General features: G+C 37.6%; 14 protein-coding genes. 9 read left to right on the top strand and 5 right to left on the bottom strand.

Annotated elements, in window-relative coordinates:
• The first annotated feature begins 21 nt into the window (after positions 1 to 21).
• From AC0IWE_RS08115 to mtaB, 3 genes are all read left to right on the top strand, one after another.
• Positions 22 to 669, top strand: a complete 648-nt coding sequence (locus tag AC0IWE_RS08115; protein ID WP_471792651.1) for a Crp/Fnr family transcriptional regulator — start codon at positions 22 to 24, stop codon at positions 667 to 669.
• 431 nt (positions 670 to 1100) lie between these two features.
• A complete protein-coding gene (locus tag AC0IWE_RS08110) occupies positions 1101 to 1670 on the top strand; it encodes a UbiX family flavin prenyltransferase (RefSeq protein ID WP_055905422.1) in 570 nt (189 codons plus the stop codon).
• A 166-nt stretch (positions 1671 to 1836) separates the two neighbouring features.
• Positions 1837 to 3159, top strand: coding sequence for a tRNA (N(6)-L-threonylcarbamoyladenosine(37)-C(2))-methylthiotransferase MtaB (gene mtaB, locus AC0IWE_RS08105; RefSeq protein ID WP_463495492.1), 1323 nt, complete (start codon positions 1837 to 1839; stop codon positions 3157 to 3159).
• A gap of 259 nt (positions 3160 to 3418) precedes the next feature.
• Here the strand turns inward: mtaB and AC0IWE_RS08100 are convergent, their stop codons facing one another.
• Entirely contained in the window at positions 3419 to 3901 is a 483-nt protein-coding gene (locus AC0IWE_RS08100; protein WP_471792650.1) for a GIN domain-containing protein, read from the bottom strand.
• 269 nt (positions 3902 to 4170) lie between these two features.
• On the opposite strand from AC0IWE_RS08100, the gene AC0IWE_RS08095 reads away from it, so the two are divergent.
• A complete protein-coding gene (locus tag AC0IWE_RS08095; protein ID WP_055905413.1) occupies positions 4171 to 4527 on the top strand; it encodes a response regulator in 357 nt (118 codons plus the stop codon).
• A 134-nt stretch (positions 4528 to 4661) separates the two neighbouring features.
• On the opposite strand, the gene AC0IWE_RS08090 is transcribed toward AC0IWE_RS08095, so the two are convergent.
• Both AC0IWE_RS08090 and AC0IWE_RS08085 read right to left on the bottom strand, forming a co-directional pair.
• Complete coding sequence (locus AC0IWE_RS08090; protein WP_471792649.1) at positions 4662 to 5966, bottom strand: ABC1 kinase family protein; 1305 nt, start codon at positions 5964 to 5966, stop codon at positions 4662 to 4664.
• Positions 5967 to 5973: 7 nt separating this feature from the next.
• On the bottom strand, positions 5974 to 6627 hold the full coding sequence (locus tag AC0IWE_RS08085; protein ID WP_055905407.1) for a TetR/AcrR family transcriptional regulator: 654 nt from the start codon (positions 6625 to 6627) through the stop codon (positions 5974 to 5976).
• A gap of 224 nt (positions 6628 to 6851) precedes the next feature.
• Between AC0IWE_RS08085 and AC0IWE_RS08080 the strand changes: the two genes are divergently transcribed.
• The 5 genes from AC0IWE_RS08080 to AC0IWE_RS08060 all read left to right on the top strand — a co-directional run bounded on the left by AC0IWE_RS08080 (position 6852) and on the right by AC0IWE_RS08060 (position 13062).
• The gene (locus AC0IWE_RS08080; protein WP_471792648.1) at positions 6852 to 7706 is read left to right on the top strand and encodes an HD domain-containing protein; all 855 of its coding nucleotides are present in this window, start codon (positions 6852 to 6854) and stop codon (positions 7704 to 7706) included.
• Positions 7707 to 7903: 197 nt separating this feature from the next.
• Complete coding sequence (locus AC0IWE_RS08075; RefSeq protein WP_029280163.1) at positions 7904 to 8044, top strand: Sec-independent protein translocase subunit TatA/TatB; 141 nt, start codon at positions 7904 to 7906, stop codon at positions 8042 to 8044.
• Positions 8045 to 8101: 57 nt separating this feature from the next.
• Entirely contained in the window at positions 8102 to 8314 is a 213-nt protein-coding gene (locus AC0IWE_RS08070) for a hypothetical protein (protein WP_055905402.1), read from the top strand.
• 237 nt (positions 8315 to 8551) lie between these two features.
• Positions 8552 to 12049 (top strand): PKD domain-containing protein, encoded by a 3498-nt coding sequence (locus tag AC0IWE_RS08065; RefSeq protein WP_471792647.1) that lies wholly within the window; start codon positions 8552 to 8554, stop codon positions 12047 to 12049.
• A gap of 2 nt (positions 12050 to 12051) precedes the next feature.
• Positions 12052 to 13062 (top strand): PorP/SprF family type IX secretion system membrane protein, encoded by a 1011-nt coding sequence (locus AC0IWE_RS08060; protein WP_463495480.1) that lies wholly within the window; start codon positions 12052 to 12054, stop codon positions 13060 to 13062.
• A 1235-nt stretch (positions 13063 to 14297) separates the two neighbouring features.
• Here the strand turns inward: AC0IWE_RS08060 and AC0IWE_RS08055 are convergent.
• Positions 14298 to 14537, bottom strand: coding sequence for a hypothetical protein (locus AC0IWE_RS08055; RefSeq protein ID WP_471792646.1), 240 nt, complete (start codon positions 14535 to 14537; stop codon positions 14298 to 14300).
• A gap of 227 nt (positions 14538 to 14764) precedes the next feature.
• Complete coding sequence (locus tag AC0IWE_RS08050; protein WP_471792645.1) at positions 14765 to 15004, bottom strand: hypothetical protein; 240 nt, start codon at positions 15002 to 15004, stop codon at positions 14765 to 14767.
• Between the last annotated feature and the right edge of the window lie 229 nt (positions 15005 to 15233).

Here is a 15233-nt window from a genome sequence, read left to right as displayed (position 1 = left end):
AGTTACATTTTAGATAAGCTTATGAGTCCCGAAAACATTTATACACAAGATAAATGGTTGCCATTTAATGGATACTCCCCATTAATCAGGGTTTATAGATCATTTCATGATTTAACGCCAGAGATAGAGTTCATCATCAACAACCATACTTTTCCTGTAAGTTTTAAAAAGAATAAATTTATTTCATCTCCGCTACACCGCGATAAATACACCTACCTGTTGTTAAATGGTGTTGCCAGGGGTTATATGAAAGATGACGATAAAGAAATTACGACCTGGATTGCCAAGGAAAATGAATTTGTAGGCAACATCAGCAATTTTTGGGATGAAGCTTTGCCAAGCGAAGAATATGTGCAGGCCATTGAAGATGTGGTTGCAATTGCGGTGCCTTACAGCATGTCGAAGCAGTTATACCTCAATCACCATATTGCCAATTATGTGAGCCGGAAAATGACACAACTCCATTATCTGCAAGCCTGTGAGCGGGCATTAATTTCGAGGTTGCAATCAGCCGAAAAACGATACCTACGTTTTGTGAAATCTTACCCTGATCTGATCAATAGAGTGCCATTAAAATACATTGCTTCTTTTTTATGCATGAGGTTAGAAACGTTGAGCCGAATTAGATCTAAACTGGCTTCCGGTACGAGTGCTTTATCTCCGTCTTAACAAATATTCAATGAATTTTAACATCGATAATTTTTAATTTACTGTTATGTTAATAACAAATAATTGTAAAGGCAATTACTCAAATTACAGGGCAAATCATTAGGTGTATTGCCTTATTGAGTAAAATTGACTGATTTGTAAGACATATTTTTTGATAATGTTGTATAAAATCAAGCTTTTTTAACACAAAAATCAGTTTTTTGTTATTTTTCGCGAAAATTATTTACCTGTATTTCAGTGTGTTATATTTAGTATTTGATTTATGTCCGTCATTTACACGATTTAACACTTCTCACTTATATTTTTTTAAAAATTTATATATATTTGTTCTTACCCTTTCGAGGGTATGTTTTTCATAGGTAGATGTAGGGTCAGAACAATGTTCTGGCCCTTTTTTATTTAGTATCTTTCACAAAACCTATTTTTGTATGATGATAAAAAAGAAAGTGATTGTTGCGGTTACCGGAGCTAGCGGTTCGATATATGCAAAGGTGTTATTTGGACAGTTATTGAAACTTAAAGACCAGATTGAAGCAGTAGGGGTAGTAATGAGCGACAATGCTAAAGAAGTATGGAAATTTGAGCTTGGAAACCAGGATTATGACCAATTCAGTGATTTTACTTTCTACAATAAAAATGATTTTAATGCCCCTTTCGCATCAGGATCTGCAAAATATGATACAATGATTATCGTTCCATGCTCTATGGGTACGCTAGGGCGTATTGCACATGGTATTTCCAACGATTTGATCTCCAGGGCTGCTGATGTAATATTAAAAGAACGTAGAAAGTTAATTGCTGTGGTTAGAGATACACCTTTTAGTTTAATCCATATCAATAATATGAAAACTATTACCGAAGCAGGTGGAATAATATGTCCTGCAAATCCTTCTTTTTACAGTTTACCCAAAAGCATTGAAGATGTTGCCGGAACAGTTGTGAGCAGGGTATTGGATTTAGCCGGCTTTGAGCAGGAAAGTTACCGCTGGCAGGAAAATTAGCTGGGCGTGTTGAGTTGTATGTTTGCCGTAAGTTAATCTATTTAGGGAATTTTTAAGCTCCAAACGCTCAAATCTAAACCTATCTTTTGTTAATTCACTGTAATATGTGCGGTATAACTGCCGCAAACTCCCAACTCCAAACAAATTTCTTATCTTTGCAACCTCAATGAAAAAGGTCGCATTTTATACATTAGGTTGTAAACTAAATTTCTCAGAAACTTCAACCATTGGTAGGTTATTTACTGATGCAGGATATGCTGTAGTAGAGTTTCAGGATCAGGCTGATGTTTATGTGATCAATACTTGCTCGGTAACCGAACACGCAGATAAAAAATGCCGTAAAGTTGTTAAAGAAGCATTAAAATATTCTCCTAATGCTTTTGTAACCATAGTAGGATGTTACGCACAGTTAAAACCACAGGAAATTGCCGAAATAGAAGGCGTTGATATGGTTTTAGGTGCTGCAGAAAAATTCAGGATTGTTGAGTACATTACCGATTTAACAAAACAACCTAAAGCTGTTGTTCATCAGCAAAATATAGAAAAAGTAAACCACAATTTTATTGCTTCTTATTCTATCGGCGATAGAACCCGTACTTTTTTGAAAGTACAGGATGGTTGCGATTATCCATGTACCTATTGTACCATTCCGTTGGCCCGTGGCGCAAGCCGTAGCGATACCATCGAAAATGTGGTGAACCGGGCAAAAATGATTGCCGAAAGCGGTGTAAAGGAAATTGTGTTAACAGGGGTAAACCTGGGAGATTTCGGGATTCGTAATGGCCAGCGGGAAGATAAATTCTTCGACCTTGTTAAAGCTTTGGATGAGGTTGAAGGAATTGAAAGAATCCGTATTTCATCAATTGAGCCTAATCTCTTAAGTAATGAAATCATTCAGTTTGTGGCTACATCAAAAAGATTTGTTCCACATTTTCATATTCCTTTACAATCAGGTTCTGATAAAATTTTAGGTTTAATGCGCCGTCGGTACCGTACCGATTTATATGTAGAGCGTGTTGCTAAAATTAAAGAGGTAATGCCACACTGCTGTATTGGTGTAGATGTTATCGTTGGATTTCCTGGCGAAACCAAAGAAGATTTCCTGGATACTTACCAGTTTTTAAACCAACTTGATATTTCTTATTTGCATGTATTTACCTATTCAGAACGTGAACTTACGGCTGCTGCCGAAATGAAAGGTGTTGTTGCCGGTAGCGTACGCAATGAACGGAGTAAAATGCTCCATATCTTATCTGATAAAAAACGCAGGGCTTTCTACCAATCGCAAATTGGTACTGAAGGAGAAGTGCTTTTCGAAGCTGATCAAAAATCAGGTTACATGCATGGGTTTACAAAAAACTATGTTAAAGTTCGTGCTAAATACGATCCGGTGATGGTAAATGAACTAAAAGCAGTAAAGCTTTTGGAAATTACTGCCGATGGCGAAGTAGAAGTTGCCGAATTGGAAACCGCTTACGCACATCACTAGCCTTATTTTGCTTCAATAATTTTTTTAATTGTAGGCCATCTTTCGTTTTGTGAATATTACTTCAAATCATTATTGGTGAAAAAATAAAAGGCTTTCTGATCAGATCAGAAAGCCTTATTTCATTAGTGTGTTTTAATGTTATTTAATTGAGGCAATCTCTTTTTCTACCGCAACAGTTTCTATCGAACTGATGTTGGTTTTTAAAGCTGCAAACCTATCTATGGTTAGTTTTTGGGAGTTGCCCATCACCAATGAATGGTTATCGGTAAAGCTCGCTTAATTTTAAATCTGCATTTTCTGCAATTACAGTATATAAACCTTCAGTGCTGGTATTGATTTCTGCATGGGCATTTCCTTTTAAAAAGATTTGAAGATATTTTGTAGTTAATTTTCCTTCAGTTTTAACAACGGCATTTTCTGATGCTTCAATTCTGTAGAAGTCGTTTACATAAATTGTTAGTTTTACTTTTTCAATGCTGGTTGATGTAATTTTTAAATTGTCTCCATCTTGCATCACTTTAGCGGTTCCGGTATTGTCATCATTATATGCAACACCGATAGCATTTCTCTGTATAATGGTTAGCTCGATATTTCCTTTTACAGAAACTCTTTTAAAAGCGGCAATTTTGATAATGTTTTCAGGATCTTTTTCTCTTGCTGATACACTTGTGGTAAATGCAGCTGAAGTAAGAACGATTGCTGTTAATGAAGTTGCGATTAGGGTTTTGAATGAGGTTTTCATAATATCTTTATTTAAAAATTAAATGTTAATTAATTGTTATTTAAATGTTTAAGTGTTTTTGTTTAAGTTTTGTAGATAAGACGCCATGAAATGAAAAACGTTGCAGGCCATATTGCATTATTATACAACCGATAACTAATAGTCGACGAACAGGCATTAATTCAAGACGAAAACTTGAAATTTTCTTTTCCAATTGTAAAATATTTTAAGAAGCATTCCAGGATTCTAGTTTTTCTTTATATTTAACAAGATTTTAGTCTGTTTTATTTATGAAGAAAAAGGTTGTACTTGTTCAGGATAATAAAGATATCCTTGATATAATGGACCAGGTATTGGAAGAAGAAGGTTTTGATGTTACAGCATCACTTACCACTGAACCGATAGACAATATAGATAGAATAGATCCAGACCTTGTTATTGTAGATGACCACATCAAAGGAAGAAAAAAAGGTTCGGAAGTAATTAAAGCATTAAAATCTGATCCGGATACTGAAGATGTATCTGCCGTATTAACCTCTACATCCAACAATCTCCCACAGCAGGCTGAAGATTGCAAAGCTGATGATTATATCGAAAAGCCATTCGATATCGACCATATGGTAGAAGTGGTAAAGAAAAACGCTTAATAAAATACAATCATTTCTTATACCAGATAGTGAGGTGCTGATAGTAACATTGAGGGACCGCTTAAAAAAGATTTTTCTGAATTATAGATCATCGTCATTCCCAATTACTAGAGAATGACGGTTTATATTTCTTTTTAAAGATTAACATGTGGTTTAAAAGTATCTGTTTTAACAGTTGCTTTCAACTCATGTAATATGGTATATAAACCAAAGTTGGTGCGGTTTACATAAATGAAGTGTTTTACGCCACGGGCTTGCTTAAACTCAGGCATTTTGGAAATCTTTTCACCATAAATATACAGTTGCTCGAAGAAATCAGGTTTGCTAAAATCAAAAGACTCACTGATATATGGTTTTGCAAACAGGCTGATCATTTCCTTGTAGGATTTGTGGTAAAATTCTACTTGTTCCGGAGTATCATCTGTATGAATCATATCCAGTTTTCTAAAGGCATCAACCGTTTTGTTTTTATCGTTAATCACATCAGTAGAAATTAATGCGAAAAATGGATAGTAAAAATCATCAGGTAGCTCTTTAATACATCCAAAATCGATTACGCCAAGGTTTTCATCAGGGGTAATCATAAAATTTCCCGGATGTGGATCGGCATGTACTGCCCTGAGTTCGTGTTGTTGAAAATTATAAAAATCCCAAAGGGCCTGGCCAATTTTGTTCCTCAATTCCTGCGAAGGATTTGTTTGTAAAAACTCTTTTAAGTGCAGCCCTTCAATCCAATCCATGGTAATAATCCGTTTTCCTGATAGCTCTGGATAATATTTTGGAAATACAACATGATTGAGGTTTTTGCAGGCTTCAGAAAATTCAATGGAGCGTTTAACTTCCAGTTCATAATCTGTTTCTTCCAATAAACGTTCTTCAACTTCTTTAATGTAAACATTTAATTCCCTTTCAGACATGCCGAGTAAACGGAATGCGAAAGGTTTTACCAGCTTCAAATCAGAAGAAATACTGTCGCCAACCCCTGGATATTGAATTTTTATTGCAAGTTTTTTTCCATTGAGCATGGCTTGATGAACCTGGCCAATTGAGGCGGCATTGCTCGAAATAAGGTTAAAACTATCGTAAATATCTTCAGGTGTTTTGCCGAAATTTTTGGTAAATGTGCGTACAATTAAAGGACCAGAAAGGGGTGGGGCATTGTAATGCGATTGTGTAAATTTATCGACGTAAGATTTTGGCAGGATATTTTTATCCATGCTCAGCATCTGTGCAATTTTTAAAGCACTTCCTTTTAGTTCGCTTAGCGATTTATAAATGTCTGTTGCATTATCCTCATTCAACTGATCGCGATCCATATCCGGATTGAACAGTTTTTTTGAATAATGTTTTATGTAATTGCCCCCGATTTGGATTCCTGTTTTAACAAATTTTGCAGAGCGTTCTACTTTCGTGGTAGGAATACTTTTTTGTGTCTTCATTTATCGTTTAAAACCTCATCTTATCTGCAAACTTTCCATTTCTAGATAAAAACTTGCCGTATTCTAGTAAATTGTCAATTGGCGAATGCTGAAAAAGATCAAAGGTTACGTTAATGCCTTTTTCTATTGCTTCGTCACTTTTTTCAAAACCTTCACTGTCATCGTTAATCCAGAAATTAACAATAAAAGCAAATTGGATCCATAAGGCATCTTTATATCTTTTGCTTAAAAAACGGCGTTCGGCAAGTTCTCCGCTGTCTAAACCTTCTTCAATAATCTCCTGTGCAAAGTTTTCAAAAATGGGTTTTACACCGGCTAAAACATCAGGGGTAGCAAATTTACCGCGGTGATTTTTTAAACTGTATATAATAAAACTGCGTTGATTTTTAAGGTTTTCCAGGTAACTGTAAAAGAAAGAAAGCATTTTTTCTCTTGCTGTATACTGGAGCCAAACTTCCTGTTCTTTTATTTTGCTGATGGTTTCAAACGTAAGCTCAAACCAAATGGTTTTTTCTATGCTTTCAAAAGAAGAGAAGAATTGATAAAAATCCGCTTCGGTAATTTTAATTTTCTTTGCGAAAACATAAACCGATTTTGGTTTTTCATTGTTGCTTAATACATAATCTAAATATGCATTTCTTATTTGTTGAGCGGTTGCCATAGCTGTTTTTTTACAAGTATAACGTTTAATTTACTGGCTTGTTTTTTCGCCATAGGCTTTGTTGATCATTAAATTGTAATAATAGCTTTCAAAATATTTGAAAGTTGGTTTTTAGGCTAATTATTTTAGCTTTGATTATTTTTAATGTGGATAAATTTAAATGATAAAGCTAAATTATTTAGTATTTTTGAGCCTGATTAATCCCTAAATTTAAATTTGAAAATATGATTCAGCTTAATGATTTTTTATACGGCAAAATGGAATTACCTGAAGTATTTTCAGATCTTTTAGAAACAGCTATTTTAAAAAGATTGGCGGGGGTACATCAAAGTGGTGCCATATTTTTGGTTAATCCTGATATCTGCCATTCGCGTTTAGAACATGCCATCGGAGTAACCATGTTGATTAGAATGCTTGGTGGTTCTGAACTTGAGCAAATTGCGGGTTTGCTACATGATATTTCGCATACGGCTTTTTCTCATGTTGGCGATTATGTTTTTGGTAATACAGATGAAGATTACCATGAAAAAGTTTTTGCAGCGGTTTTGTGCAAATCGGAAGTACCTGATGTATTGTTAAAATATGGATATGATGTTAACCAGATTTTATATGGCACATTTGATATTTTAGAACAGCCTTTGCCAGCGCTTTGTGCAGATCGGTTGGATTATACTTTACGGGATGGGGTGCATGGAGGGATAATTTCGCGCCAGCGCGCACGCGAATTTTTAACCGCTATTGTTTTAAAAAATGGGAAAATTGCGGTAAATGCAGAAACTGAGGCAAACTGGATTAATGACGTTTTTGAAAAACTAAACAATGAAGTGTTTAAACTCCCGCTGCACCTTTATGCCAATGGGAAGATGGCCGAATTGATTAAAAATTTTTTAAGTAAAGGGATTTTAGTGGAAAACGATATGTTTAAAACAGATACCATGTTGCTGAATAAAATCAGAACATCATATGAAGGATATGAGGCCATTAAATCCATTAAACAATTAAAAGGTTACGCTGAATTTTTAAGACATGGTGCAGTACCAAAAATTAAAAAAAGAACTTTAAATGCTATTTCTGTTTAGGGTTTAAAGTAGAATATACTATTATCGGATTGCTCATTGAAGTGCTGAGATAAATTGTAATTGTGTGTGGGTATTTTATGTTTTCAGGATCTTTCTTGCTGATGGTAAAGCATCTTGTTCCGGTTGGATCTCATTACAAAAATCTAATTAAACCAATTCAGGAGAATTAACGTATATTGTTCAAAATATATAGGGATATGTCGGCAATAGAAATTATTTTAATAGGAGTGGTGATTTTGCTCATTTTCGGGGGTAAAAAGTTACCAGAGTTAATGCGTGGGATAGGGAAGAGTGTTAAGGAATTTAAAGATGCTAAAGATGAACCTCCGGTTAAATAATTGCGGTGAATAAAACTTTCTAGTTAAGGTGATGTTTTAAATGAAATAAACCTCAAAATGGATAATCAAAAACAAAACCAGGCCAAATCTAAATCCGATTTTACTGAAGAAAATAAACAACATCCTGATCAGGGATTGAATGATTGGAATGATCGATTAGATGAAAATTTAGAACCGGAAGATCATAACAACGTTAATGCGGATGAGCAAGCAAAAGATTTCTCTGCAAAATATGGGAGCGGAGATCAATCCGATCAAAGTAACAACTGAATATTTATATTATAGCCAATTTTAATAAGATTGGCTTTTTTGTTTTCTGTTCTATCCGATTTCAAAGGATTTTTTTTGCAAAATTATTCCCTAAACTGCTAATTGAATACTCCTCAGGTGCTATTTGCTTCAAATTTGTTAAATTGCAGTAATTGTTTTTCTTGTGTGCTGATTTGTAGTATATTGCCTACTATATCAAACAAAAATGTATAACGTTTTCAACTAAACTGATAGGTAATGAAAAGGCATTGGTTATTGGTTTTATTGGTGTCTTTGTTTTTTCTTAAAGCATTCGGACAAAATATTTCTAATGAAGGAACTGATTTTTGGACGGTTTTTCCAACCCATGTGCCCTCAAGAGCTGTTAATGGCGTAGTTCCATATGGAAATATAGCGGTTTTTGTTACTTCAAGATCCACTTCAGAGGTAACTGTTACCTGCGGAAACGCTGCCCCGGTTACTAAAGTTATCCCTGCCAATACAGCTGTTAGGTTTGATGTACCAAGAGCCAATGCCTATATTGATGGACAAACAGAGGCAAACCAGGTTTTAACAAATAAGGGGATACATGTTAAGGTTACAGATGGCAAACCAAAGGTTTCTGTTTACACGCATATTTATGGTGCAGCAAGGTCTGCGGCTTCTTTAATTTTGCCTTTCGAAACTTTAGGGCAAACATATTATTCCATGAACTTTACCCAAAGCAGCGGTGGAAATAATTTTTTAACCTTAATGGCGGTAGAAGATGAAACAAATATTATTTTACATGAAAGCAATAATACAACAATACCTATAACCCTACATAAGGCTGGCGACGTTTATGAATATCTGGCTTCGGGAACACAGGATTTGACTGGGGTTTTTGTAGAAACTGATCCCGCAACATCATCCTGCAAACGTTTTGCTGCATTTTCTGGAACTTCGGTAATAGGTATTGTGTGTAATACTTCTCAGGATCCATTGTTCCAGCAGCTTTATGCTACAAACAGTTGGGGAAAAAATTATGGTGTTGTACCTTTTATAAACAGGAAATACATCGTCAGGATTCTTGCTCAGGAAGACAATACCAGTGTTACTTATAATGGCAATACCTACACCGTTAATAAAGGCAGATTTATAGAAAGCGATCAGTTAACAGCTTCTACTTTTATCACTGCTAATAAGTTAATCAGTGTAGCGCAGTACTCCTTATCGCAAGATTGTTCTGCAGCCAGCGGAGGGGGGATAATCGGCGATCCTGAAATGGTAATCTTGAACCCGATAGAATTTAACATTAAAAGTGTTACCGTTTTTTCATCTGGTTTACAGAATATTAGCAACAAATATGTAAACGTATTAATTAAGACTGACAAGATAGCGGGCTTTAGGTATAATGGGATAGCCCCTGGTACCAACTGGACGGTATTGGATGGTAATCCTACTTATTCTTACACACAAATACCTGTTAATGCGGAGAGTATAACGCTTACCGCTGATGATGGTTTTAATGCGATTGCTTATGGCTTTGGCGATCATGAATCTTATGCTTATTCTGCGGGTACAAATTTATCGTCGAACAACTACCTCACAGTTTTTAATACTGCTAAAAATGAAGAGGGACAAAACGGATGCGTTGGGGAAACGTACAATATTAAGCTTTCGCTTCCATATAAGCCTGATTACATCAATTGGTCGCTGGATAATGAAACTGTTATTAATCAAAATCCACCCGTGCTTATCGAAACTAAAACTTTGCCTGATGGATCGAACATCTTTACTTTTGAATCGCCTTATACCAAAACCTATGCTGAAAAAGGTAAGCACAGTTTAGAAATTGTTGCCCATGTGCCCAATACATCGTCATGCGTATCGGGTGATTTAACAACAAATTATACGTTTAATATTTACGATCTTCCGACTGCAAAGTTTGATCCTGTTGTTGGTTGTTCAAATGCTGCTGTGAAATTTACAGATGCGAGCATACCTAATAATGCCGATTTCGCTGTAACCAAGTGGTTATGGGATTTTGGTGATGGTAGTACGCCTGCTACCGCACAAAATCCGGAGCACATTTATACCAAAGCAGGTAAATATATAGTAAGGTTAACTGTTACCACGGGTTCGAATTGTTCGGATACTTCGGATCCTGTCGAAATTTTAATAAATCCTTCGCCATTGGCCAATTTTGATGTGAACGGATTGTGCACCAATACGCCAACTGTTTTAACAGATCAATCAAGCATCGAGGCCACCGGAACCATTGTAAAGTGGACCTGGAATTTTGGTGATGGAAGTACTCCTGCAATAACGGATAATCATGTAGCCCCTGTGCATCAATATGCTGCTCCTGGTGCTTATACCATTACTTTAACTGTTGAAAGTGATCTTGGGTGCTCAAATGTTAAGCGCGTTAATATAAATGTGTATGATCCTCCTAAGGATTTGAATTTTACACTTCCTGATTTCTGTTTGGCTGATGGGGTAGCCAGGTTTAAAAATACTTCTAAAAATACCGATGTTAGTACAACAGGTTTAACTGCAAAATGGACTTATGCCTTTAATGGCAATACAGTTGCTACATCTACCGGTTTTGATGGGGCTTTTACGCCAACAAGTTTAGGAGTTTACACGGTTACACTAAGTCTTAAAAATGCTGAAGGCTGTGAAACATCTTTCGCGCAAACCTTTAATGTTAATGGTGATGTAAAAGCTGCTGATTTTGAAATTATAAATAATAATAGCTGCGCAACCGAAGATATTTTGATTAAGAATACTGCTTCTGTATTTACCGGTCGCATTACAAAGATTGAAATTTACAGAGATTTTGGCAGGGAATCTTCCATTTATAAAACAATCAATTATCCGGATGATAACGAAATTTTTGTTCTTAAATATGATAACTTTGGTGGTGCTGCCGACCAAACTTTTACCATCAGGCTTGTAGCTTATTCAGGAGAAAACTGTTCTAAATTTTCAGATCAAACACTTACCTTAAAACCAGTTCCTCAATTGGTATTTGATGATATTCCCCCTGTTTGTGAGGCCGATGGTACGGTTTTAATCACGCAAGGCAAACAGAAAACCGGATTAGAACTGAATGGGCCTCCCGGCGTATACAGTGGTGATGGTATGCGTGCAAATGGCACTTTTAACCCTAAAATAGCCGGAGTTGGGCCACACACCATTACTTTTACCTTTACCGGAGATAATGGCTGTTCCACTTCCATTTCAAATACCATTACAGTATACAAATCGCCAGTGGCTAATGCTGGTACGCTGATTTATCTTTTGGCTGGCGGACAAGTTGAAATTCCGGCAAGTGCTGAAGGAAATAATTTAAAATACGAATGGGCTCCGGCAAAGGGGCTGAATAGAACCGATGTCTTAAATCCGGTGGCCTCGCCGGATGAGGATACTGAGTATACTTTAACGGCCACTACGCAGCCCGAAGGTTGTGTAACCACTTCAAAAGTATTGGTTAAGGTACTACAGGTTTTAACGCCTCCAAATTCTTTTACGCCAAATGGGGATAATGTAAACGATACCTGGATTATTAAGTATTTAGAATCTTATCCAAATGCAACTGTAGAAGTTTTTAACAGAAACGGAAATAAGGTGTTTTTTAGTACTGGGTATAAAATTCCATTCGATGGTACCTACCAGAACGAACCATTACCTGTAGGGGTTTACTACTTTATTATAAATCCGCGTAATGGCAGGAAAACTATAACCGGACCGCTTACTATAATCAGATAAAATTGAAAAGAATCATCTTCATATTTGCACTTTTAGTGTCGGTTAAAGCTTTTGCGCAACAAAAACCACAATATACCCAGTACATTTTTAATCAATATTTATTAAATCCGGCACTTTCGGGCATCGAAAATTACCTTGATTTTAAAGCAGGTTACCGCAAGCAGTGGTCGGGTATTACCGATGCGCCGCAAACATCTTTTGTTTCTGCACATTGGGCTTTGGGAGATAAGCAATTATGGAGTAATGCGTTAACTTCTTTTCCGGAGCAAACCGGAAATCCGATGGATCGGAATTACATGCAAAACTACATGTCGTCGCCTTCACATCATGGGATGGGGGTTACAGCTGTGCTGGATAAAACCGGGCCGATAAAAAGGTTGGATGCAAATGTTACCTATGCTTACCATTTGCAGTTAAGCAATAATTTTAACTTATCGGCTGGTATTGCCGCTGGGATTTCGAGTATATCATTGGATGTTAATGCACTTACTTTTGATATGCCGATTGATCCGGTATTAAACAGAGCCTTGGTTAACCAGATTAAGCCTGATTTAAGTATTGGTTTATGGTTATACGGCGCAAGGTTATTTGCAGGTTTATCTGTTCAGCAGATTTTGCCACAAAAACTAAGTTTTTCAGGTGATAATAATTATAATTTAGGAAAGGAAGTGCCGCATTATTTTGCCACAGCGGGATATAAATTTTTTGTTGATGATGAAATTGCAGCTATCCCGTCGGTGATGTTTAAATACGTTTCTCCAGCACCGGTATCTGTCGATTTAAACCTGAAACTGGCTTTTAAAGATAAAATATGGTTGGGTGCGAGCTACCGTAAAGATGATTCTTTTGCCGCAATGGCGGGTTTTAATATTGGTAAAATGGTTAACTTAACCTACTCTTACGATTTTACTACTTCGGAACTGAACCAGGTAAGTAGTGGGAGTCATGAAATTGTTTTAGGGCTGTTGCTGAATAATATTTATAAAGTACCGTCTTATATTAAAATGTGGTGATGAGGGGGAGCTGTTTGTAGTTTTTCAGCATTGAAGGGATGTATAATATCGTCATCTCGACCGTAGCGGAGAGATCTTTGGACTTGCTAGCACCATAAATCCGTCATTCTCGCGCATGCGGGAATCGTGATGCTTTCGCTCCGCTCGGGCTTGCCTCGGTTCACCGCCACCGAGGGGGCTCTTACCTTTTTCTTGATAAAAAGGTAACCAAAAATCAAGGCTTGGAACTGATGTCGGATAAATTCGTTAAAGCTTTTTGGTCGTCAGCACAAGTTCCGCCGAAGGGGCGGAAAGTGTGTGCTGCCTCAATTCAGTAATGAAAGAAAAAGGTAACGATAAAGCTTTAACGTTTTATCCTTCCATCATTTCCTATGCCGGAAAGCAGGGAGCAGATAGCATAATTCAAATAGCATGATGCAGGAAATGCGTTAAATTCGTCATTGCGAAGCTGGGGGAGAGCGAGCTGAAGCAATCTTTTCAGTGATGTTTCTAAACGGTCGTCATTCTCGCGCATGCGGGAATCGTAATGCGGTAGCTCGGTTTTACATACATGTTCGTCTCTATGCCTAAGGCGATTGTCATGCTGATCCGATAGCTATCGGGAGTATTTCAAAAACTTTTCTGCTGTTTAAAACATTGAGGGAATGCGTTAAATCCGTCATTGCGAGGCTGGGAAAGAGCGAGCCGAAGCAATCTTTTTAGTAAGTTTTTAACACGGTCGTCGTTCTCGCGTATGCGGGAATCGTAATGCGGTCGCTATTTTGGCTAGTTTGCTCGGGCTTGCCATTCTCGCAGTCTTGCCTCGGCTCACCGCCGCCGAGGGGGCTCTTACCTTTTTCTTGATAAAAAGGTAACCAAAAATCAAGGCTTGGAACTGATGTCGGATAAATTCGTTAAAGCTTTTTGGTCGTCAGCACAAGTTCCGCCGAAGGGGGCGGAAAGTGTGTGCTGCCTCAATGCAACGATGGAAGGAAAGGTATCGAGAAAGCTTTAACGTTTTATCCTTCCATCATTTCCTATGCCGGAAAGCAGGGAGCAGATAGCATAATTCAAATAGCGAGGTTTAAATAACATGATGCAGGTAATGCGTTAAATTCGTCATTGCGAAGCTGGGGGAGAGCGAGCTGAAGCAATCTTTTTAGTAATGTTTCTAAACGGCCGTCATTCTCGCGCATGCGGGAATCTTAATGCTTTCGCTACGCTCGGGTTTGCCTCGGTTAGCCACCGAAGGGCTTTTACTTTTGGCTTGGCCCAAAAGTAACAAACCTGAGCGCAGCGAAAGCATGACTACCTATAAAAACAACAAACAATAAGGCATAACTGAAAGGCTTGGAACTGATGTCGGATAAATTCGTTAAAGCTTTTTGGTCGTCAGCACAAGTTCCGCCGAAGGGGGCGGAAAGTGGGTGCTGCCTCAAATACTGTGATGAAGGGAAAGGTAGTGATAAAGCTTTAACGTTTTCTCCTTCCATCATTTCCTATGCCGGAAAGCAGGGAGCAGATATCATAATTCAAATAGCGAGGTGCAAATAGCATGATGCAGGGAATGCGTTAAATTCGTCATTGCGAAGCTGGGAGAGAGCGAGCTGAAGCAATCTTTCTAGTAATGCTTCTAACACGGCCGTCATTCTCGCGCATGCGGGAATCTTAATGCTTTCGCTCCGCTCTGGCTTGCCTCGGTTGGCCGCCACCGAGGGGGCTTTTACTTTTGGCTTGGCCCAAAAGTAACAAACCTGAGTGCAGCGAAAGCATGACTACCTATAAAAACAACAGACACCAAGGCATAACTGAAAGGCTTGGAACTGATGTCGGATAAATTCGTTAAAGCTTTTTGGTCGTCAGCACAAGTTCCGCCGAAGGGGGCGGAAAGTGTGTGCTGCCTCAATTCAGTGATAGAGGAAAAGGTATTGATAAAAGCTTTAACGTTTTCTCCCTCCATCATTTCCTATGCCGGAAAGCATGGAGGAGATAGCATAATTCAAATAGCATGATGCAGGAAATGCGTTAAATTCGTCATTGCGAAGCTGGGGGAGAGCGAGCTGAAGCAATCTTTTCAGTAATGTTTCTAATACGGCCGTCATTCTCGCACATGGGGGAATCTTAATACTTTCGCTTCGCTCGGGTTTGCCTCGGTTACCAATATGAAATCGGTACAGGTCAGCCACCGAATG

The sequence above is a fragment of the Pedobacter sp. AC402 genome (assembly GCF_979252805.1).
The sequence above is the reverse complement of the archived record's forward strand: the minus strand, read 5'-3'. Positions and strand labels throughout refer to the sequence as shown.